Origin of the sequence: Halomonas pelophila, assembly GCF_040196315.1 — a bacterium.
GTDB classification, from domain to species: domain Bacteria; phylum Pseudomonadota; class Gammaproteobacteria; order Pseudomonadales; family Halomonadaceae; genus Halomonas; species Halomonas pelophila.
On sequence record NZ_JBEGCI010000014.1, the window covers coordinates 82,714 to 103,410 of the forward strand.

General features: G+C 67.7%; 21 protein-coding genes. 9 read left to right on the forward strand and 12 right to left on the reverse strand.

The features are described from left to right. Positions 1-90 precede the first annotated feature (90 nt). The 7 genes from ABE957_RS15120 to doeA all read right to left on the reverse strand — a co-directional run bounded on the left by ABE957_RS15120 (position 91) and on the right by doeA (position 9,546). Positions 91-2,874, reverse strand: coding sequence for an aminotransferase class I/II-fold pyridoxal phosphate-dependent enzyme (locus ABE957_RS15120; RefSeq protein ID WP_349759495.1), 2,784 nt, complete (start codon positions 2,872-2,874; stop codon positions 91-93). A 52-nt stretch (positions 2,875-2,926) separates the two neighbouring features. Next, complete coding sequence (locus tag ABE957_RS15125; RefSeq protein WP_349759496.1) at positions 2,927-3,925, reverse strand: C45 family autoproteolytic acyltransferase/hydrolase; 999 nt, start codon at positions 3,923-3,925, stop codon at positions 2,927-2,929. A gap of 47 nt (positions 3,926-3,972) precedes the next feature. Next, positions 3,973-5,445 (reverse strand): biotin carboxylase, encoded by a 1,473-nt coding sequence (locus ABE957_RS15130; RefSeq protein WP_349759497.1) that lies wholly within the window; start codon positions 5,443-5,445, stop codon positions 3,973-3,975. A 153-nt stretch (positions 5,446-5,598) separates the two neighbouring features. Continuing rightward, positions 5,599-6,468, reverse strand: coding sequence for a carbon-nitrogen hydrolase family protein (locus ABE957_RS15135; protein ID WP_349759498.1), 870 nt, complete (start codon positions 6,466-6,468; stop codon positions 5,599-5,601). Between the two features lie 204 nt (positions 6,469-6,672). Beyond that, positions 6,673-7,146, reverse strand: coding sequence for an Lrp/AsnC family transcriptional regulator (locus ABE957_RS15140; RefSeq protein ID WP_349759499.1), 474 nt, complete (start codon positions 7,144-7,146; stop codon positions 6,673-6,675). Next, positions 7,143-8,156 (reverse strand): N(2)-acetyl-L-2,4-diaminobutanoate deacetylase DoeB, encoded by a 1,014-nt coding sequence (doeB, locus tag ABE957_RS15145; protein ID WP_349759500.1) that lies wholly within the window; start codon positions 8,154-8,156, stop codon positions 7,143-7,145. Before doeB ends, ABE957_RS15140 begins: the two co-directional genes overlap by 4 nt. Before the next feature lie 190 nt (positions 8,157-8,346). Next, on the reverse strand, positions 8,347-9,546 hold the full coding sequence (gene doeA / locus ABE957_RS15150) for an ectoine hydrolase DoeA (protein WP_349759501.1): 1,200 nt from the start codon (positions 9,544-9,546) through the stop codon (positions 8,347-8,349). 353 nt (positions 9,547-9,899) lie between these two features. Here doeA and ABE957_RS15155 point away from each other — a divergent pair, with 353 nt between their 5' ends. From ABE957_RS15155 to ABE957_RS15165, 3 genes are all read left to right on the forward strand, one after another. Then, complete coding sequence (locus tag ABE957_RS15155; protein ID WP_349759502.1) at positions 9,900-10,865, forward strand: 2-hydroxyacid dehydrogenase; 966 nt, start codon at positions 9,900-9,902, stop codon at positions 10,863-10,865. Positions 10,866-10,975: 110 nt separating this feature from the next. Further along, the gene (locus ABE957_RS15160) at positions 10,976-11,542 is read left to right on the forward strand and encodes a nicotinamidase (protein ID WP_349759503.1); all 567 of its coding nucleotides are present in this window, start codon (positions 10,976-10,978) and stop codon (positions 11,540-11,542) included. After that, positions 11,539-12,885, forward strand: a complete 1,347-nt coding sequence (locus tag ABE957_RS15165) for a nicotinate phosphoribosyltransferase (RefSeq protein ID WP_349759504.1) — start codon at positions 11,539-11,541, stop codon at positions 12,883-12,885. Before ABE957_RS15160 ends, ABE957_RS15165 begins: the two co-directional genes overlap by 4 nt. 180 nt (positions 12,886-13,065) lie before the next feature. Here the strand turns inward: ABE957_RS15165 and ABE957_RS15170 are convergent, their stop codons facing one another. From ABE957_RS15170 to ABE957_RS15180, 3 genes are all read right to left on the reverse strand, one after another. Continuing rightward, positions 13,066-13,803 (reverse strand): SDR family oxidoreductase, encoded by a 738-nt coding sequence (locus ABE957_RS15170; RefSeq protein WP_349759505.1) that lies wholly within the window; start codon positions 13,801-13,803, stop codon positions 13,066-13,068. A gap of 113 nt (positions 13,804-13,916) precedes the next feature. Further along, positions 13,917-14,540 carry a TetR/AcrR family transcriptional regulator gene (locus ABE957_RS15175; protein WP_349759506.1) on the reverse strand — a complete coding sequence of 208 codons (624 nt, stop codon included), beginning with the start codon at positions 14,538-14,540 and terminating at the stop codon, positions 13,917-13,919. A 52-nt stretch (positions 14,541-14,592) separates the two neighbouring features. Continuing rightward, positions 14,593-15,153 carry a DJ-1/PfpI family protein gene (locus ABE957_RS15180; RefSeq protein ID WP_349759507.1) on the reverse strand — a complete coding sequence of 187 codons (561 nt, stop codon included), beginning with the start codon at positions 15,151-15,153 and terminating at the stop codon, positions 14,593-14,595. Positions 15,154-15,352: 199 nt separating this feature from the next. Between ABE957_RS15180 and ABE957_RS15185 the strand changes: the two genes are divergently transcribed. The 4 genes from ABE957_RS15185 (at position 15,353) to ABE957_RS15200 (ending at position 19,339) form a co-directional block, all read left to right on the forward strand. Then, positions 15,353-16,024 carry a hypothetical protein gene (locus ABE957_RS15185; RefSeq protein ID WP_349759508.1) on the forward strand — a complete coding sequence of 224 codons (672 nt, stop codon included), beginning with the start codon at positions 15,353-15,355 and terminating at the stop codon, positions 16,022-16,024. An 83-nt stretch (positions 16,025-16,107) separates the two neighbouring features. Further along, positions 16,108-17,034, forward strand: coding sequence for a LysO family transporter (locus ABE957_RS15190; RefSeq protein WP_349759509.1), 927 nt, complete (start codon positions 16,108-16,110; stop codon positions 17,032-17,034). A gap of 158 nt (positions 17,035-17,192) precedes the next feature. Then, positions 17,193-18,632 (forward strand): ATP-binding protein, encoded by a 1,440-nt coding sequence (locus ABE957_RS15195; protein ID WP_349759510.1) that lies wholly within the window; start codon positions 17,193-17,195, stop codon positions 18,630-18,632. Next, positions 18,629-19,339 carry a response regulator gene (locus ABE957_RS15200; protein ID WP_349759511.1) on the forward strand — a complete coding sequence of 237 codons (711 nt, stop codon included), beginning with the start codon at positions 18,629-18,631 and terminating at the stop codon, positions 19,337-19,339. Before ABE957_RS15195 ends, ABE957_RS15200 begins: the two co-directional genes overlap by 4 nt. A gap of 62 nt (positions 19,340-19,401) precedes the next feature. Here ABE957_RS15200 and ABE957_RS18180 read toward each other — a convergent pair whose 3' ends face one another. Both ABE957_RS18180 and ABE957_RS18185 read right to left on the reverse strand, forming a co-directional pair. Beyond that, positions 19,402-19,746 carry a DUF2798 domain-containing protein gene (locus ABE957_RS18180; RefSeq protein ID WP_490424189.1) on the reverse strand — a complete coding sequence of 115 codons (345 nt, stop codon included), beginning with the start codon at positions 19,744-19,746 and terminating at the stop codon, positions 19,402-19,404. A gap of 3 nt (positions 19,747-19,749) precedes the next feature. After that, positions 19,750-19,989, reverse strand: coding sequence for a hypothetical protein (locus ABE957_RS18185; RefSeq protein ID WP_490424190.1), 240 nt, complete (start codon positions 19,987-19,989; stop codon positions 19,750-19,752). Positions 19,990-20,028: 39 nt separating this feature from the next. Here ABE957_RS18185 and ABE957_RS18190 point away from each other — a divergent pair, with 39 nt between their 5' ends. Continuing rightward, positions 20,029-20,346, forward strand: a complete 318-nt coding sequence (locus ABE957_RS18190) for a hypothetical protein (RefSeq protein ID WP_490424191.1) — start codon at positions 20,029-20,031, stop codon at positions 20,344-20,346. Between the two features lie 97 nt (positions 20,347-20,443). Continuing rightward, on the forward strand, positions 20,444-20,697 hold a 254-nt coding region (locus tag ABE957_RS15210; RefSeq protein WP_349759513.1), incomplete at its 3' end, for a helix-turn-helix domain-containing protein.

The window sequence follows — 20,697 nt, forward strand, 5'->3', positions numbered from 1 at the left end:
GATTTTTTGTCCTGCGCCGGGAACGTGCGGTTTTTTCTGTTGGGCCGTTACTCAGCCCCGGGGCTAAGCCCCGTGACTCAGACCCATGACTCAGCCCAGCGGCGGGTCGGCGAGGGCCTCCTCGGTGAACACCAGCAGGCCGAGCTCGGGCCGGTAGCCGTGGATCTCGGTGACGTCCAGGGCCTGCAGGAAGTAGAGGATCTCCTCGCTGACCACCTGCCCGGGCACCAGCACCGGGAAGCCCGGCGGATAGGGAATCACGAAGCTCGCCGAGACCACGTCGCGGCCGTCGCGCATCTGGGCCTGCAGCTCGCCATTGTCGAAGCGCAGGTACTCGGTGTTCTCCTCGTCGTAGCTCAGGAAGTAGGCGCGGCGGATGTCCCCCTCCGGGGTCTGGCTGTCGGCCACCGGGCGGAAGGCATCGTGGAAGCGGCTGAAGTCCGGCAGCGGCGGCAGCTCACAGGTCAATGAGTGGACGCGGTTCTCGATGATCTTGCGCTCGGGGCGGCTGCTCTCCTCCCAGCGGTACTCGAACTCCTTGGCCAGCTTGATCAGCACGTCGAGCAGGTAGGCGATGGCGCCCCGCGAGGTGCCGATGTTGGTCATGAACAGCACGGTATTGCGCGAGGTCTTGTTGATCTGGATGCCGTACTTGTTCATCAGATATTCGTTCTTGAAGGTATCGCCGTCGATGCCCGTGGCGCCGATGGCGATGGTGATGCGGCTGGGGTCGACGACGAACTCGTCGTTGGCCCAGGCCTCCTCCATCTTGTTCCAGCCGGTGACCGGGTCGTAGAAGGTCTCGACTCCCGATTCGCGGTACTCCAGCGGCACCATGTCCTTGTTGATCAGCACCCGGAAATACTTCTGCAGCAGCGGGTGGGTGTAGAGCTGCTCACGCAGCGACAGCGCGGCCTCGACCTGAGCATGCACCAGCTCGAAGCCCTCCATCTCGGCCTGCATGCGACCCACGTCCAGCGAGGCGATGATCTGGTAGTTCGGCGAGGTCGAGGTATGGGTCATGTAGGCCTCGTGGAACGGCGCCTCGACCTTCTGGCGATAGTCCTGATCCCAGATGTGGATCATCGAGCCCTGGCGCAGCGAAGTCAGGGTCTTGTGGGTGGAGTGGGTGGCATAGGAACGAATGCGCACCGTGTCGGGGTCGGGCATCAGGCGCCGCTCGAGCCAGGTGGCATCGTCGTCGGGGTCGAGGGCGTCGAACTCGGCCTTCCAGGCCTCGTACTCCTCGCGGTAGGACTCGCTGCGGTAGCGATCACGCAGGGTGCGGGCGGCGTGCATGGCAGTGCGCGGCCGATAGGTCGGGTTGAAGCCGGCGAAGGCGAACCAGGCCTCGTCCCACAGGAAGACCAGGTCGGGCTTGATCGCCAGGCACTCCTCCATCACCCGGCGCACGTTGTAGACCACGCCGTCGAAGGTGCAGTTGGTGAGCAGCAGCATCTTGACCTTGTGAAGCTGGCCCGAGCGCTTGTAGCCGAGCAGCGTCTTCTTGATCTCGTGCAGCGGCACGGCGCCGTACATGGAGTAGTCGTCGAGGGGATAGGAGTCCAGGTAGCTGACGTGGGCGCCGGCCAGCACCATGCCGTAGTGGTGCGACTTGTGGCAGTCGCGGTCGATCAGCACGATGTCGCGGGGCTTGACCAGCGCCTGCACCACGATCTTGTTGGCCGTGGAGGTGCCGTTGGTGACGAAGAAGGTCTGGCGCGCGCCGAAGGCGCGGGCGGCGTACTCCTGGGCCTTCTTGATCGGCCCGTAGGGCTGCAGCAGGGAGTCGAGCCCGCCGGAGGTGGCCGAGGTCTCGGCGAGGAAGATGTTGATGCCGTAGAAGTCGATCATCTGCCCCGCCCAGTGCGAGCGGGTGATCGACTTGCCCCGGGAGATGGGCATGGCGTGGAAGACCCCGGTCGGCTTCTTGCTGTACTCGCGCAGGGCGTCGAAGAAGGGCGTGCGGTAGCGATTGTCGATGGCCCGCAGGATGGTGTGGTGCTGCTCGATGTAGTCCGTCTCGCGGTAGAAGATGCGGTTGAAGTGACGGATGTCGCGGCTGGCCGTGGCCTCCACGTCACCGCTGGTGACCAGGAACTGGTCGATCTCGGGGCGCAGCTCGTGGATCATCGAGCTGAGCAGGATGCTGCGCTCGGCCTCCGACTTCTGCTCCAGGGACTGCTCGGAGATCCCCTCGAGGTAGCTGCGCAGGGCGCTGAGGTTGTACTTCGACTTGTAGGGGAACTCGTAGCGGATCAGGCAGGCCTGGATGTTGGGGTTGACCAGCACCGCGATCAGCGCGTCCTCGAAGCTGCGCACCGTGACCACGTCGTAGACGAAGCGGTCCTCCGGGCGGCGCATGCTGTGGAAGGCCTCGCGGACCACCTCCTCCTCCGGGGCCGAGAGGTTGTCGACGATCAGCAGCTCGAAGTAGGGCTGGGCCGAGCTGCTGGAGGCCGGGTGGCCGCGGCGCAGCTGCGTCAGGGCATCGAGGGTCTCCAGATCCTCGGCGTCGGCATCGGTCTCGGAGAGATCGACCTGGCGACGCCGGTAGGACTCGCTGATCAGCGCCCGCACCAGGCGCTTGACCACCTTCTCCAGGAGCCCATACTCCGCGCGGTCGAAGAGCGCCCAGAGGTGGCGAAAATCCTCCTTGGAGGGGAAGGCGTGGTAGTCCTCGATGATCTCGAGCCGCGTCAGCTTGACGTCGACTGCCTTGATCAGGTTCTTGGCTCGGCCCTCGTCCTCCAGGCGCACCAGCTGCCCGAGGTCGCGCTTCAGCGCATTCCAGGTGTCGGCACGCAGCTGGGAGATCTTGTGGTAGAAGCCCAGGGCCGTGTAGGGCGTCTCGGTTTGCGTCAACTCTTGCATGGCAACACCCATCCAGGTTCGTTGTTGTTGAAATGCAGCGATGCCCCCCGGTTCAGCCGATATGCAGTCCTCGTGCCCCGTAGCGCACGGTGACTCGCTCCTCGGGGAAGTCATCGAAAGTCAGGTCCAGGGTCAGGCCCGGCCAGTGAAACTGCGCGCGCCCCGTGACGGGACGATAGACCGCGGTATAGACCGTGCCCAGGCCCCGGCGATAGTCGTGGCGGAACAGCGGCGGTGACGAGAAGGCGGCGATCAGCCGCTCCTCGGTGGTGGCCTCGTCCTCGACCAGGATCGACAGCTGACGCTCGCGGATCAGCGTCTCCGAGGCCAGCGCATGGGCGTACCACTCGATCTTCTTCTGGTGGTTGGTCGCCACCGGCACCCGCCGGATGCTGGCACGACGATCCGGGCCGATCATCGCCGTCACGTAACGCCCGGCGGCGTCGGCCACGGTGATGTTGTAGGCCATGTGAGTGGGTATCCGGGCCAGCACCTCGGCCGCCTCGGGCACGCTGTCGCAGAACTCCAGCAGGTAGCGCAGGATGATCGGCGCGCCGAAGCCCTGCCCCACCGTCTTGCGCCCACCGAAGGCCAGCGACACGGCGAGCCCCCGATCGTTCATGCCGTCGAGCACGCCCCACAGGCAGTCGGTCATGGCGATCACTCGCCGCTCGTTCCAGTGGGTGTAGAGGATGGTCCCCTCGCAGAGCTCCGGCGGATAGTCGTAGTTGCGCGCCAGCACCGTCGAGGCGGGGCTCGCCAGCACCGCCTGGGAACAGCCGGTGATGTAGGGCGGCGGCTGGTAGAGGCTCAGGAAGCGCGCGGCGAGATCGCTGCCGCCAGCCAGCGCGCAGAGCGCCCGATAGGTATCGAGCAGCTCCGGCATGTGCTTTCGCAGCGCGTTGTAGCAGGTGAGATACCCCGGCCGCTCACGCTCCCCCTCGCTCAGGTACCACTGCTCGTAGGCCGGCCAGTGGTACTCGAACAGCGCCTGCCAACGGGGACCTGCCGTCTCCTCGCGCACGGTGCGGAAATCGAGCATCTTGTCCATGTCGCCCGTCGGTACCTCCCGCGACGAAGGGGAACCGATCCCGGTGTTCACAGGATCTTGAAGTTGCCGCCGCCGACCGCATGGCTGACGGCCACCTCCTCCACCACCGGGTCCTGAAGCGACTGTCCCGCGTACTGGCCGCGAATGCCGTCGATCCACGCCTTGGCGCGTTCGTTGAGCTGGAAGTCGTCGTCCATCAAGCGTCCGCGGGTGATCAGGATACCGAGGTCGGCGCCCTCGTAGCGGAAGTCGCCGGCCCCGCTGATGCGCAGGAAGAAGCCTTCGCTCTCATCCTCGGCGGCATGGGGGTGATAGTTGTAGTGGTGGTAGCCGATGCTGCCGTCGCCGGCCATCTTCCAGACCCCGGTGCTCGGCGCCTGGGTCAACAGGTCGACGCTCTCGTCGGTGTGCTTGATCACCAGCTGGCTCCAGCTGTCGACGCTCTCCGGATGCGCCCAGCGCTCGTTGATCTCGTTGATGTCGAGATCGAAGTCGACATCGGAGAACTCCAGCAGGTGGAACAGGAACAGCGGGATGTCGGAGTGGGCGAAGGCCGCCACGTTGGTCAGCGAGCTGGCCCCGGTGACCCGCGGATTGAGCTCGCCGAGATAGACCTCGCCGTTGTCCATGTCGATCAGGAAGTCGAGCTCGAAGTAGCCGCGATAGCCTTCCTCGCGCAGCGCCTCGCCGAACTGGAAGGTGAACTCCCGGGCCTTGTCGCGGATCGACTGGTCGAAGGCGCCGGCGAACATCTCGTTGCCGCACCAGCCGCCCTTGTAGGGCGTCAGCGTCTTGAAGCCGACCAGCTCGGTCATCAGCGGACCGACCACCGTGCCGCAGCGGGTGGCACAGGCCTCGATGGCCGAGCCGCGGCAGTTGATGCGCTTCATGATCTTGACCTCGGACTCGGCCTCGATCTCCTCGGCGTGCTTGTAGTAGTCGTCTTCATTGGAAATGAAGAAGGTGGTGTGGCCGGAGTCGCCGAAGGCGGTCTGCACCACCAGATCGTCGCCGAGCTCCTTGCTAACCTCGCACAGCTCCTGGTAGCTGCCCACCTTGGCCAGCACGTTGGGCACGCTGGGCACGCCGGCCTTGTTGCCGATGCGCACGGTCTCGATCTTGTTGTCCATGCGCGAGCGCAGCTTGGCCGGCGGGAAGGCCACCTTGAGGCCGAGCTGCTGGCAGACTTCCTCGGTGTGCTCGTCGAACATCAGGAAGGCGGCCACGCCGCCATTCTCGCCGTCGGCCCGCGACTGGATGAAGTCGATGACCTCCTTGTGCTCGAGGAGGTAGTTGTTGATGTCCTCGATGCTCTCGAAGTCGCGGGGAAACTTCTCCTTGGGCACGAAGACGTTGCGCTGCTGACCCTCGAAGCAATCGATGTAGTTGATGTGGCGGAAGTTGCCCACCCAGTCGCCGATACCCAGCAGGTTGAAGTTGGTGGCCGAGATGAAGTAGATCGGCTCCTTGTTGTTGAGGAAGTGGCGGCGTACATCGGCAATGGTTGTTATTTTGCTCATCGTGGTCGCTCCATCGGGTACGGAAGAGGCGCCGGGCGCCAGTGACGGGGAAGTGTCCGCGGGGGAATGGCCGAACAGGCGGCGCAGCAGTCGAGACAGGTACTCCAGCATGAGATCTCCAGTCGTCTTCGAGGCACCGCCCGCAGGCGAGGGTCAGTACTCCTCGACGTTGGCTCGGACCGGCTTGGCCAGCGGGCCCAGGGTATCGAGGAACGGGCTCGAGCCGGTCTCGCTGCGATACAGCGAGAAGTCTACCGCGCGGTCGCGGAAGCTCTTCAACGGCTGGCCCAGGCCGCGCAGGCCGGTCTCACGCTCACGGCGCACCCGGCTGATGTCGACCTCGATGGGCATGACCTCCTCGCCGGTGCCCGCCTGGTGGATCACGTCGCCGGAGGGGCCCACCACGATGGAGCGTCCGTTGCCGAGGGCGCCGGCGCCATTGATGTCGAAGAAGTAGCACTGGTTGACCGCCGCATTGGTGCGGGCAATGGACAGCTCGATGTCGCGATCGATGGTGTCGGTCATGGTCGGGTGCAGGATCACCTCGGCGCCCATGGCGGCCAGGGTGCGGGTGGTCTCGGGGAACCACATGTCGTAGCAGATCGAGACCCCGAAGCGCGCCACGTTGGGCACGTCGAAGGTCACGAACTCGGTGCCGCTCTCCACGCCCGCCTCATAGGGGCGGAAGGGGAACATCTTGCGGAAGCGAGACACCACCTGACCGTGGGGGTTGATCACCGAGAGGGTATTGAAGATGCCGTCTTCGGTCCGCTCGAACATCGAGCCGGGAATCAGCCAGATGCGATGCTGCTCGGCGATCTGGCAGAACAGCGCCTCGGCGCTGCTGGGCATGGGTTGCGCATGGTGGGGCGAGGCCCCCAGGGGCATCAGCTCGCTGAACAGGACCATCTGTACCTGGGGGAAGCGGCCCATCAGCGCGTCGATCCGATGGCGCATGGCCTCGGTGTTGTCACCGTGGTGCAGGGCGTGCATCTGCACCCCGGCAATCGTGAAATAGGACATAGGATCTCTCTGCGTCAGGCGATCTTGAACACTTCCGGGGCACTTTCGAACACGAACCGGCACCGTCGGTAGCATGCCGGCAGGATCGCCCGGCCGGGTGAGCTCGCGCTCACCCTCCTCGTACCAGCTTATGACACATGCAGCGAGGTGACATCAACGCTAACATCGCGCTCGGCCGAAAAAAGGGCTCGGCCGACGCAGCGCTCAGCCGAGATCCTCGAGGCAGAACCCCGGGGTGGGACGCTTCACCGCCTTGGTGACGATGTAGGTGAAGTAGCGTTCGATGCCGGCCTCACCGGTCAGCCAGGCATCCATCAGGCGCTGGTAGGCATCGATGGAATCGGTCTCGAACTTGATCAGGTAGTCGACGCCTCCGCCCACGGCGACGCACTCGGTGACCTCGGGGGTGGCGTGGACCAGGGCCTCGAAACGGGCGAAGCTCTCGGCGTTGTGCGCCTTGAGCTCGATCTGCACCCACACTGGGGTGCGCTTGACGAGCGCATCGGGATTGATGCGCGCCGCATACCCCTCGATGATGCCGGCCTTCTCGAGCCGCCGCACCCGCTCCCAGCAGGGACTGACCGAGAGGTTGATCGCCTCGGCCAGCTTCGACTTGGTGATGCGTCCATCGCGGGAGAGGATCTCGAGGATCTTCAGATCGTAGCGATCGAGCTTCATGCCAGCGACTCGACCACCTCGGCGATCACCGCAATGGTATCGCCCATGTTGACCTGTGCCGGGAAGCGCCGCGCGGCGAGGATACCGCTGCGCTCGGCGCGATACTCCACCGGCGGCGTGCCGCTGCGGGTCATGTCGTAGACCCGGGCGATCACCTGGCCCTGCTCCACCGTCTCACCCAGCGCCAGGGTCAGCTCCAGCAGGCCGGAATGCTCGCTCTGCACGTAGCAGCTGGCATCGGGCATATCGAGATAGACCTGGGGCTCGGCGGGCATCTCCACCTGGCCTTCGATCAGCCCGTACTGGATCAGGAAGTTGCTCACGCCGCGCTCGGTGATCGCCAGGCTCTCCGGCGTGGAAGTGCCGCCGCCGCCAAGCTCGGTGGCCACGAAAATCTTGCCCTGGCTCTCCACCGCGGTGTCGAACAGCGCCGCCGCATCGAGCTCGAACATCATCATGGCATAGGGCGCTCCGAAGGCCTTGGCCCCCTCCAGCGCCTGACGCTGCTGGTCGGCGTTCTCGAGCACGTGGGAGGCGCCGAACGGGATGATGTCCAGGGTGCGGCCGCCGGAGTGCAGGTCGAGCACCACGTCGCACATCGGCACCATCACCCGGGTGAAGTAGTCGGCGATCTTCTCGGTCACGCTGCCGTCCGGGTCGCCGGGAAAGCTGCGGTTGAGGTTGCCGCCGTCCATCGGCGAGGTGCGCCGGCCGGCCATCGCCGCCGGCACGTTCATCATCGGCACGATGATCACCCGGCCCTGCACGTCTTTCGCCTCGAGGGAGCTGGTCAGCTTCATCAGCGCGGTGATGCCTTCGTACTCGTCGCCATGGTTGCCGCCGGTCAGCAGCGCCGTGGGGCCGTCGCCGTTCTTGACCACGGTGATCGGGATCATCACCGCCCCCCAGGCCGACTCGTCGTTGGAGATCGGCAGCTTCAGGAAGCCGTGCTGCACGCCGTCGGCGTCGAAGTCGACGGTGGCGGAAATCGGGCTGGGCCGCTTGGTCATGTTGGAAACTCCTTGTTAGGCAGTAGCGAGCAGACGCTCGCGGCTGATCCGGCGACAGGCCCCGAAGTGTCGGACCATCAGGGCGGCGCTGTTACCCCCTCCCTGGGCGCTACCTCGGCCGTCCCTGATCCTCGGACCTCCCTTCCGGCCTATCCCCGGCGCCCCTCGCTATGATGATGCTCGCTGGTACTCAGCGTACAAACAATTGACGAGGAAAGTCGGCCAGGGTCTCGCAGCCGGTCTCGGTGATCAGGATGCTCTCGGTGATCTCCAGGCCCCAGTCGTCTTCCCAGAGGCCCGGCATGAAATGAAAGGTCATGCCCGGCTGCAGGATGGTCTCGTCCGAGGGGCGCAGGCTCATGGTGCGCTCGCCCCAGTCCGGCGGGTAGCTGATGCCGATGGGGTAGCCGCAGCGGGCGCCGCCGCGGTCGAAGCCGTACTTGTCCATGGCCGAGCCCAGCGCCATGGCGATGTCCGCGGTGCGATTGCCGGGCTTGGCCACCGCCAGGCCGTTCTCGATGCCCTCGAGCAGCGCCGACTCGGCGCGCACGAACTCCTGGGGCGGCTTGCCCAAAAAGACGGTCCGCGACATCGGGGCGTGATAGCGCTTGAAGACGCCAGCGATCTCGAAGAAGGTGCCCTCGCCCTTGCGGAACGGGGTGTCGTCCCAGGTCAGGTGCGGGGCGGCGGCATCCGAACCGGTGGGCAGCATGGGCACGATGGCGGGGTAGTCGCCACCGTAGATCTTGCCCTGGTCGTCGCGCCAGCCCTCGATGGCCACCCGGTAGATCTCCGAGACCAGCTGACTCTTGGGCAGGCCCGGCTCGATCACCTCGAGGATCCGCGTGTGCATGCCCTCGACGATCTTGGCCGCCACGCGCATGTACTCGATCTCCTGCGGCGACTTGATCGCCCGGCACCAGTTGACCAGCGAATTGGCATCCATGAAGCGCGCATGGGGCAGCTCACGCTGCAGGCAAAGGTAGGCCTTGGCCGAGAAGTAGTAGTTGTCCATCTCCATGCCCACCACGCCCTCATGCCAGCCACGATCGGGCAGGATGGTCTGGGCGAGATAGTCCATGGGGTGCATGTCCGGATTCTGGACATAGTAGTCGGGGTAGTAGGTGATGTTGTCCGGGTCGATCCAGCAGGTACGCAGGGCCCCGTTGGCATCCATCCGCCGGCCATACCACACCGGCTCCCCTTCCAGGCCGACCAGCACGCACTGATGCACATAGAAAGACCAGCCGTCATAGCCAGTCAACCAGGCCATGTTGGAGGGATCGCTGACGATCAGCACGTCGATACCGCGGCTGGCCATCTCGGCGCGCACCTTCCACAGGCGGGTCGCATATTCTTCACGAGTGAAGGGCAGGGAAACCTGAATCATGAAGCCACTCGCCATCGCATCATCAACAAATCGGCCCTCTCTGCGTCGAGAAGGCCGGGCCGGGTGCCGCGTCACTGCCGAGGGCCATCCCGGTCACGGGCCGGGGTTGCGTCACGCAGTCGATCGCTTATCTAAGAGCAGGTTACTGCCAACCCATGGTAGGCGGTCAAGCATTTCTTCGGAGGCGGCGAAAGCCCCCGGTAGGCAACGCCCGAGGCCGCGATCATCGAAGGCAAGCCAGCGGCCGAGCGCGACGCGGCGCTCCCGGAGCATCCCGACCTGAGCGGGGCTTTTCCCACGCCGGCGAAATCGCGAAGATGAAGGCCAACGCCCATCTTCTTCCGGAGGTTCCCATGCGAGTGCTGGTCCATATCGATGACGCCGAACAGTGGCGAGAGGCCCTGGCCAAGCGGCTGCCCGAGGCCGAGGTCATCACCAGCGCGGCCCCGCTTGAGCAGCGTCGTCGCGCGGACTATCTCGCCGTATGGAAGCCCTCCGCCGAGCTGCTCGGCGAGCCGGTGGCGCTCAAGGGCATCGTCAACCTCGGCGCCGGGGTCGATGCCCTGCTGAACAATCCCGCCCTGCCCCGGGACGTGCCCATCGTCAAGCTGCGCGATGCCGGCATGGCCGAGCTGATCGGCGACTACGTGCGCTACGGCCTGCTGCACTTCCAGCGCGACTTCGACCGCTATCGCCGTCAGCAGGCGCGCCACCAGTGGCGAGAACACGCGGTGGTCGACAAGGCCGACTGGCCGGTGGGCGTGCTGGGGCTGGGTGCCATCGGCGCCAAGGTGGCGGCCATGGTGGCCGCCGACGGCTTCCCGGTGCATGGCTGGAGCCGCTCGCCCAAGTCGCTGCCCGGCATCCACTGCCACCACGGTGTCGCGGGCCTCGAGGCGCTGCTCGAGCGGGTGAAAAGCCTGGTGCTGCTGCTGCCCGATACCCCCTCCACCCACCACATCATCGATGCCGACGCCCTGGCGCGGCTTCCCGAGGGGGCAAGCCTGATCAACCCCGGCCGCGGCACCCTGATCGACGAGGCGGCGCTGCTCGATGCCCTGGGGGAAAATGAGGACGAGAGTGGGGGCGCTGGCGAGGGCGAGGCGAAGGGCCGGCTGCGCGGCGCGCTGCTCGACGCCTTCCCCGAGGAGCCGCTGCCCGAGGCGAGCCGGCTCTGGTCGCACCCGCGCGTCTGGGTCACGCCGCACATGGCCGGCCCCACGCCGCTCGAGGAGGCCCTCGACCAGGTGGCCGAGGCGCTGCGCGCCTTCGAGGCCGGGGCGCCGGTCGACACCGTCGACCCCCAGGCCGGCTATTGACCGGCTGACCGGACGGCTGAGCGGGGCGGTGACCGGCCGGCCCCTACAACAACGCCGTCACAGCCCCTACCCTGTGGAGGGACACCCAACGACCTCCCGGGAGGTGCGTGATGAGCGTTAACGAGCACTATGATCCCCGCGACGCACTGCTCGTCGTGGACATCCAGAACGACTTCTGCGAGGGCGGCGCCCTGGCCGTGAGCGGCGCCACGGCGCTGGTTCCCGCCATCAACGCCGAGATCGAGGCGGCCCGGGCGGCGGGCGCCCTGGTCGTCGTCTCGCGGGACTGGCACCCCGTCGATCATGCGAGCTTCGCCCACCGCGGCGGCCCCTGGCCGGTGCACTGCGTGCAGGACACCGCGGGGGCGGCCTTCCATCCCGACCTCGCCCTGCCCGCCGACACGGTGCGCGTCAGCAAGGCCACGGCCTTCGATGCCGACGCCTACTCCGCCTTCGACGGCACGGGCCTGGCCGGCTATCTCCGCGAGAAGGGCATCGAGCGGGTGATCGTGTGCGGCCTGGCGCTGGATGTCTGCGTCAGGGCCACGGCGCTGGACGCCCGCCGCGAGGACTTCGACGTATGCCTGCTCGAGGCCCTCAGCGCCCCCGTGGACCCCGACGCCGTGGACAACGTCCGCAACGCGCTGATCGATGCCGACGTCGAGGTGCGCCCATGAGCGCGCCGACGCCGCTGTCGGTGGAGGAAGACGAGCTGGCCCTGCTCACCGACCTCTACCAGCTGACCATGACCCAGGCCTACTGGAAGGAAGCCATGGACGGGGTCGCCACCTTCAGCCTGTTCTTCCGCCGGCTACCGCCCGAGCGTCGCTTCATGCTCGCCTGTGGTCAGCAGCACGCCGCCGCGCGACTCAGCCGGCTGCGCTTCGGCGACAGCGCCCTTTCGCGTCTGGCCGGCACCGGGCTCTTCGAGGCCGGCTTTCTCGACTGGCTGGCCAATTGGCGCTTCGAGGGGGACATCTGGACCCTGCCCGAGGGCACGCCGGTGTTCGCCAACGAGCCGCTGATGGAGGTGGAGGCGCCCATCGCCCAGGCCCAGCTCCTCGAGAGCCTGGCGATGAACCTCGTGCAGCTGGAGACGGTGCTGGCGTCGAAGGCGGTACGCATCGTGATGGCGGCGCGGGGCCGCCCGGTGGTGGATTTCGGCATGCGCCGCATGCACGGCATCGATGCCGCGGTGCGCGGGGTCCGTGCCTACCGCACCGCGGGGCTGGCCGGCACCAGCAACGTGCTCGGCGGCCTGCGCCATAACCTGGCCCTCAACGGCACCATGGCCCACAGCTACGTGCTGGCCCACGACAGCGAGCGGGAGGCCTTTCGCGCCTTCGCCCGCCACTACCCCCACACCACCCTGCTGGTCGATACCCACGACACCCTGGAGGGGGTGCGCCAGGTGATCGAGCTGATGCAGGAGGAACCGGAACTCACGGTGAAGGCCATCCGGCTCGACTCCGGCGACCTGGGGGAGCTGGCCCGGGGCGCGCGACGGCTGCTCGACGATGCCGGCCATGACGAGGTGCAGATCGTCGCCAGCAGCGGCCTCGACGAGGCCCAGATCGCGGTACTGCTCGAGGAGGGCGCGCCCATCGACGCCTTCGGCGTGGGCACCCAGATGGGGGTCTCCGCGGACGCCCCGGTGATCGACCTCTCCTACAAGCTGGTCGCCTACGCCGGCGAGCCGCGGGTCAAGCACTCACCGGGCAAGATCAACCTGCCCTGCCCCAAGCAGGTCTATCGCCGCCGGGACGACCAGGGCCGCTACCTCGGCGATGTCATCGCCCTGCGCGACGAGCGGGTCGCGGCCGGCGAGCCGCTGCTGCGCCCGCTGGTGAAGGCCGGCCGGCTGGTCGAGGCCGAGATGGCCCGCGCCGATGACGCCCCGGAACGGGTCGCCGATGCCCTGCCGCGCTTCCCCGCGGATGTCCGGCGCCTCGAGGCGGGCGCGAGCGACTATCCGGTCACGCTGAGCCCCGGCCTCGAGCGCCTGCAGTCGCGCGCCTGAACAGCCGGCATACCGCGCGCTGCCCATCCGACGCGTCCCCGCAAAGCCCTATCCAAAGAACCCACACAAAGCACTCACACAAAAAACCAGGACACGGCGCCTCGCACCGTGCCCTGGCTCATTAGCATCGCCCTTGAAAGCCGATCGCCCGGCAGGCTCACCGCCCGCCGGGCGAGACGCTTAGAGCGGCTGCTTGGTCGGCCGGATGATCAGCTCGTTGACGTCGACATCGGCCGGCTGCTCGATGGCGTAGACGATCGCCCGGGCGATGGCATCGGCGTCGATGGCCATCTCGTAGAGCTCGTTCACGCCCTTGGCGGTCTCCTCATCGCTGATGGTGGAGGTGAGCTCGGTGGCCACCGCCCCCGGCGAGATGTTGGTGGAGCGGATCTCCTCGCCGCCCTCCTGGCGGATGCCCTCGGAGAGAGCCTTGACCGCGTACTTGGTGGCGCAGTAGACGGCCGCGGAGGGGAAGACCACGTGGCCGGCCACCGAGGAGAGGTTGATGATGTGGCCGGCGTGCTGCTCGCGCATGGTCGGCAGCACCGCGGCGATGCCGTAGAGCACGCCCTTGATGTTGACGTCGACCATCTGCTCCCACTCGTCGACCTTGAGCTGGTCCAGCGGCGACAGCGGCATCAGGCCGGCGTTGTTGACCAGCACGTCGATGCGGCCGTAGGCCTCCTTCGCGGCCTCGGCCAGGGCTTCGACCTGCTCGCGGTCGGTCACGTCGGTGACCCGGTAGATCGCCTCGCCACCCTGCTCGACGATGGCGTCACGCAGGGACTGCAGACGCTCCTCGCGGCGGGCGCCGAGCACCAGCTTGGCGCCGGCCTTCGCCAGGCGATGCGCGGTGGCTTCGCCGAGGCCGCTGCTGGCCCCGGTAATGATCACGACCTTGCCTTGAATCTCGGACATCGATGCGACTCCTTAAAATAGGCCTCTATAGACCAGTCTACTATTTACGAAAAAAATTCATGTGATCGAGACGTCGCCACCCCGAAGCACGCTGGGGTGGCAGGCCTCGCAGGCTAGTGCGTCTCGTCTGAAGCCACCGCGCGGGATGGCTCTTCGCAAGCCAGCACCTCGCGGAACAGGACCTGCTCGAAGGCCTCCATGGGCGCCAGGGACTTGGTGGTCTTGGCGCGCAGCATGGCGCCCTGCCAGCCGGCCAGGATGAAGCCGGCGAGCCGCTCGGCATCGAGTTCCTTAGACACCTCGCCGGCGGCCCGAGCCTCCTCGAGGCAGGCCACCAGACGACGCTCCCACTGGCGAAACACCTGATCGAGACGCGCACGGAACGCCTCGCTGCGCGAGGAGAGCTCCTGACCGAGGTTGCCGATCAGACAGCCCCGCGCGTGATCGCAGGAGAGCATGTCAGCCCGGCCGGCGTCGAAGTAACGGCGCAGGCGGGACAGCGGCGGCTGATCCGGGGCCTGGAGGATCGCCACCAGGCGGGCGTCGTACTGCTCGGCGAAGGCGTCGATCACGGCCAGGCCGAAATCTTCCTTGCTCGAGAAGTAGTGGTAGAAGGAACCCTTGGGAACCCCGGCCCGGCTCAACACCGCGTTGATGCCGGTGGCGTTGAAGCCCTGCTCGGCGATCAGCTCGGCGCCGATCTGGATCAGCTTGTCACGGGTGGCTTGCGTCTTCATGCGGTAGAGAATAGACCAGTCGTCTAGTGGCGTCAAACCCCGCCGGACTCGATCAGTCCAGCAGGGCGGCGAACTGCTTCAGCCAGGCCGGGTGGGCCGGCCAGGCCGGTGCGGAGACCAGCATACCACTGGTGACGGCCTGATCGACCGCGATCTCGGCGAAGTCGCCGCCGGCCAGGCGCACCTCCGGCGCACAGGCGGGATAGGCCGAGACGCGAAAGCCCTCCAGGGGCACCGCCGCCGCCAGCAGCTGGGCGCCGTGGCAGATGGCCGCCGTCGGCTTGTCGTGCTCGAAGAAGTGGCGAACCAGTTCCAGCACACGCTCATCGAGACGCAGGTACTCCGGGGCGCGTCCGCCGGGCACGACCAGGCCGTCGTAGTCGTCGGCACTCACCTCGGAGAAGGTGGCGTTGAGGACGAAGTCGTGCCCGGGCTTCTCCGAGTAGGTCTGATCGCCCTCGAAGTCGTGGATGGCGGTGCGTATCTTGTCGCCCTCGCGCTTGTCGGGACAGACGGCATCGACCGTGTGCCCCATGGCCTGCAGGGCCTGGAAGGGCACCATGATCTCGTAGTCCTCGACGTAGTCGCCGGCGATCAGCAAGAGTCTGGCCATGGGAATCTCCTCGTTAGCGTGAGCTCGTGGAGGCGGGCTTGTGGACGCGGTCTTGTGGACAGGCACGCGGCAAGCGCCGCCCTTCACGGCAAGCCTAGCAGCCCCGCCAGGCCTCGCCGAGGCTCACTCGGGCGCGACGGGAACCCATCAGCCCGCGGGGACTCTCATCCCTGCCCACCGCAGGCCCTGGAGCCTCGATATGCCCCTACCACTTCGCCACCGCCGCGCCCTGCTGCCTCTGCTGCTCCTTCCCTGGCTGCTGCTGGCCAGCGGCGCCGTGATCGCCGCCGAGCCACGCCCCTTCGATGCCCGCTACCACCTGGAGGTCGACGGCTGGCCAAACGCCACCATCGAGCATCGCCTCTCCCGCGACGGGACCCAGTGGCTGAGCGACATGCGCACCGACATCACTCTGGCCCAAGGCCGGGAACGCAGCCGCTTTCTCGCCGGCGAGGCCGTACGCTCGCTGCACTACGCCAGCGGCTACTCCCTGCTGGGGGTCGGCAAGCGCTACGCCCTCGACCACCAGGCCCTGGCCCGGCTGCCCGACCGCCAGGCCGCACTGTTCGAGCTGTCACGACGCGCCACGGCCGCAGAGTGCGCCGCCCCCTGCCGGCTGCGCTACCTCGACCATCGCGGTCGCGAGACGCTGGTCGAGTACCGGCTGCTGCCGCCCATCGAGCTCTCGCTGCCGGCCGGCGACTTCGAGGCGGTGCGGGTGGAGGTCATCGAGCCCGATGAGCCGGATCGCCGGCTGCGCTTCAGCTTCCACCCCGGCGTGCCCGGCCTGCTGCTCGCCATGGAGTATCACCGCGATGGCGAGCGGCGCAGCCGCCTGTCGCTGACCGCGCTCGACCTGCCCCCGCGCTGAGCGCGCTTCCTCCCCGAAGGTAAATTGACTAGAGTGGGCGGCTTTCGGTCGCCGCCGGCGGCCCCGACGGGAAGGGAACCTCGATGCTGAGCGGTCTGCTGATCGTGCTGTTGCCCCTGGTGCTGGGCTACCTGGTCCGGGTCCGCGATCCGCGGTGGATGGCCCCGATCAACCACGGCGTCAACGCCTCGATCTACGTGATCCTGCTGCTGATGGGCGTGAGCCTCGCCGGCCTGGACGACCTCGGCGGCCAGCTCTCGCGCCTGGGCAGCCAGGCGCTGGTGCTGTTCGCGGTGATCTCGACCTGCAACCTGACGGCCCTGTGGTGGCTGTCACGCCGGCTGGGCCTCACCGCCGGCACCTCGGCGGTGGTGGAGGGGGCACCCACCAGCAAGCTCGCCGCCATGCTCGGCTCGCTGGCTCTGGTCGCGGTGGTGGTGGCCGGCGTGGTGATCGGCCTGCTGCTGGAGTGGCTGACCGGCAGCGGCCTGTTCGCGCTCGCCGAGCGCCTGGCGGAGTGGGTGCTCTACGCGCTGCTGGCGCTGATCGGCTGTCAGCTGCGCAACTCCGGCATGCCGCTGCGCCAGATCGTGCTCAACCGCTTCGGGCTGGCCATCGCCCTGACCCTGGGCGCCAGCTCGCTGATCGGCGGCCTGCTCGCCGCACCGCTGCTGGATCTCGCCTGGAACGAGGGCCTGGCCATGGCGGCCGGCTTCGGCTGGTACTCGCTCTCCGGCATCCTGATCGGCGACCAGCTCGGCCCGCTGCTGGGCGGCGTGGCCTTCTTCAACGACCTGGCCCGGGAGCTGCTTGCCTTCGTGCTGATCCCGCTGGTGATCCGCCGCCACGCGGCGCTGGCCATCGGCTACGGCGGCGCCACCTCCATGGACTTCACCTTGCCGGTGATCCAGCAGCACGGCGGCGTCGCCTGCGTGCCGGTGGCCGTGGTCTCGGGCTTCATCCTCTCGCTGCTCTCGCCGCCGCTGATCCTGTTCTTGCTCACCCTGTGAGTCGCGAACGGCCTTGCCGACCCAAGCCGCGTGCGCGAGGCTCTCGACAACCTGCACAATGCCTGCACAGAGCCTGAACGAAGGCTGCACGTCCGGCGGCGATAATGATCGCGCCTCTCGCCGCCCTTCTCGCCGCCCCTCGCCTCCGGAGCCTGCCCATGCGCGCGCCTCGCCTCCCCCGCCCGGCCGTCTCACGGCTCGGCATCAAGCTGTTCGCGATCATCCTGGTGGTCAACGTGGCCATCTCGGGGCTGGTGTTCCTGGCCGTCTCACGCAGCCTCGACCAGGGCTTCATCGACTACCTCGACAAGACCCAGACCCGCCGCGCCGAGACCCTGGCCGAGGGGCTCGCCGAGGAGTGGGCGCGCCGCGGCGACTGGCAGTGGCTGCGCCAGTCGCCGCGCGCCTGGCATCTGCTGGTGCGCCGTCAGCTGTGGCCCGGTGACACGCCGCCACCGGAGGGCATCGAGCGGCGCCTGGGTGATCCCAAGGACTTCGTGCTCCACGATGCCGGCGGCCTGCCGGTGATCGGCCTGCCCCCGGACGGCGACCAGGAGGCGGCGGAGCTGCGCTGGCTGCCCATCGAGAGCGACGGCGAGGAGGTCGGCATGCTCGGCTACCGGCCGCCCCAGCAGCTGATGGCGCGCATGGATCGCATCTTCCTCTCCCGCCAGCAGCGCAACCTCGGGATCATCGTCGCCGCCCTGGGGCTGGCCTCGCTGCTGCTGGCCGGCGGTCTCTCCTGGTGGCTGGGGAGGCGCACCCGCGGCATGGCCCGGGCCACCCGGCGCCTCACCGAGGGCGACTACAGCGCCCGCCTGGCCGAACACGGCCGCGACGAGCTCGCGAGCCTCGCCCACGACTTCAATGTGCTGGCCGCGACCCTGGAGGCCAGCCGCGAGGCGCGCAACCGCTGGGTCTCGGACATCGCCCACGAGCTGCGCACGCCGCTCGCCGTGCTGCGCGGCGAGATCGAGGCGATGCAGGACGGCATTCGGGCGCTGGACGCCGACAACCTGCACTCGCTGGCCCAGGAGGTCGGCCAGCTCGAGCGCCTGGTCGCCGACCTGCGCCTGCTCTCGCAGAGCGATGCCGGCGCCCTGGAGGTTCAGCTGGCGCCGCTGGATCTCGCCGAAAGCCTCGCCTCACGCCTCGACGAGGCCGCCGGCTGGCTTGACGACAGCGGCATCCGCCTGGAGCGCGAGGTCGGCGGATCGGCCTGGATCCGCGGCGACGTCCAGCGCCTGCGCCAGCTGTGGAACAACCTGATCGACAACACCTGCGCCTATACCCGCGCGCCGGGCCGACTGCGCGTGCGCCTGGCCTGCCGCGACGGCGAGGTGCGGGTGACCTGGGAGGACAGCGCCCCCGGGGTGCCCGAGGCCGACCTGCCGCGGCTCACCGAGCGACTCTACCGGGTCGAGGGATCGCGCAACCGCGCCAGCGGCGGCAGCGGCCTGGGGCTCTCGATCGCCATCGCCCTGGCCCGCGCCCACGGCGCCCACATGGTGGCCTCGCCCTCCGCGCTCGGCGGGCTATGCTGGACCCTGACCTTCACCGCCATCCAGGACCATTCGTCCAGGGAGGACGCCGCATGAGTACCCACGACGCCGATCCGGCCCAGATCCTGATCGTCGAGGACGAACCCAAGATCGCTCGCCTGGTCGCCGACTACCTGCAGGGCAGCGGCTTCACCAGCCACCACCTGGCCCACGGCGATGCCGTGCTGCCCTGGCTCGACGGCCGCGCGACGCGCCCCGAGCTGATCCTGCTCGACCTGATGCTGCCGGGCACCGACGGCCTGACGCTGTGTCGGGAGGTGCGCCAGCGCTGGCCCGACATCGCCATCGTCATGCTCACCGCGCGGGTCGAGGAGGTCGACCGCCTGCTCGGCCTGGAGCTCGGCGCCGACGACTACATCTGCAAGCCCTTCAGTCCCCGCGAGGTGGTGGCGCGGATCAAGGCCGTGCTGCGCCGCAGCCGGGCGGCCCAGGATCCCGCTCACGGCACCGGCAGCGACCTGGTCCTCGACGAGGAGGGCTGGCGGGCGCTGGCCGACGGCCGGGACCTGGGGCTGACCGCGGTGGAGTTCCAACTGCTCAAGGTGATGATGCAGTCGCCGGGGCGCATCTTCGCCCGCGAGCAGCTGATGGATCACATGTACCGCGATCACCGCATCGTCTCCGAACGCACCGTGGACAGCCACATCAAGAAGCTGCGCCGCAAGATCGCCGAGACCTGGCCGGAACGCGAGGTGATCCGCTCGGTCTACGGCGTGGGCTACAAGTATCAGCCCGAGGAGTAAGCGCCGGAGGCGCAGTGGAGGAGCGCCGGAGGAGTGCTGGAGGAGCGCGCGCCGGAGGAACGCTAGAATGGAGAGGCCGGCGGATTTACGACTCTTGCACCGTCGCTGCACACCGGCTGCATCCCGAGCGACGAGACTGGCACCGTCATCCCGACCCGTCCGGGTCTCCAAGGAGTCCTGCCATGATGAAACGCTCGCTCACCCGGCCCCTGCTGGCCCCCTCGCTGCTGACCCTGTCCCTGCTGACCACGGCACTGGCGTCCTCCGTCTCGCTCTCGGCTTTCGCCTCGCCCGACGAGCAGGGCGGGCACCATGAGCCACCTCACGCCGCCTATCACGAAGGTCATCACGAAGGTCATCACGAAGGTCATCACGAAGGTCATCACGAAGGTCATCACGAAGGTCATCACTCAGGCGATCACAGCCGACACCACGGCGGTCATCCTGACGGACGCGCCGACGACCATCGCCAGGAACTCTTCGAGCGCGCCGGCATCGACGAGGCAACACAAGAGGCGCTCGAGGCGGCCCGCACCGAGCACCGCGAGGCGGTTCGCGAACTGCGCGAGACGCACCGCCAGCGCCTGGACGAGATCCTCGACGACGAGCAGCGCGAGGCGCTGGCCACGGCGCGCCAGGAACTTCGTCAAGAGTGGCGTGACGAGCAGCGCAAGGCGTACCGCGAGGCCATGCAGCAGCGCCTGACCGCGCTGGTCGATACCTGGCAGCTCTCGGACGCCGAGCGCGAGGCGCTTCGCGAGGCCCGCGAGGCGATCTATACCGACATGCAGGCGCTGCGCGCCCGCCAGTTCGATTCGCCGCAGGAACGTCGCGAGGCGATGCGCGAGCTGCGCGAGGGGCATCAGGAAGCGCTCAGCCGGATCCTCAGCGACGAGCAGCTCGACGAGATGCGCGAGGCGATCGAACCGCGCCCTCGCCACGGCATGGACAGGCACGGCCACCACGGCGGCCAGGATGATGATAAGAAGGCGTCTCTCGACGACTGAGCCCTGCACATCTGCCGCCTCAACCCGACACTGCGCCCGGCCACGTTGAACTGCACCCCGAAAGTTGGACACCCAATCTAACCTTCGGGGTGTTTCTATGAGGAACCAGTACAGCGACCAGTTTAAGTTGCAAGTGGTGCAGCAATACCTGGATGGGGATGCCGGCCTAGAAGTGGTCGCCCACCACTTTGGCCTGGACTATTCCATGGTTAGGCGATGGGTGGAGCAGTACCGGCAGCATGGTCCTGCAGGATTGCGCCAGACACGCCGTCACTACAGCCCAGCGTTCAAGCGCGAGGTGCTGGAAAGGATGTGGCGCGACGGCTTGTCAATCCGTCAGGCCGAGGCCCT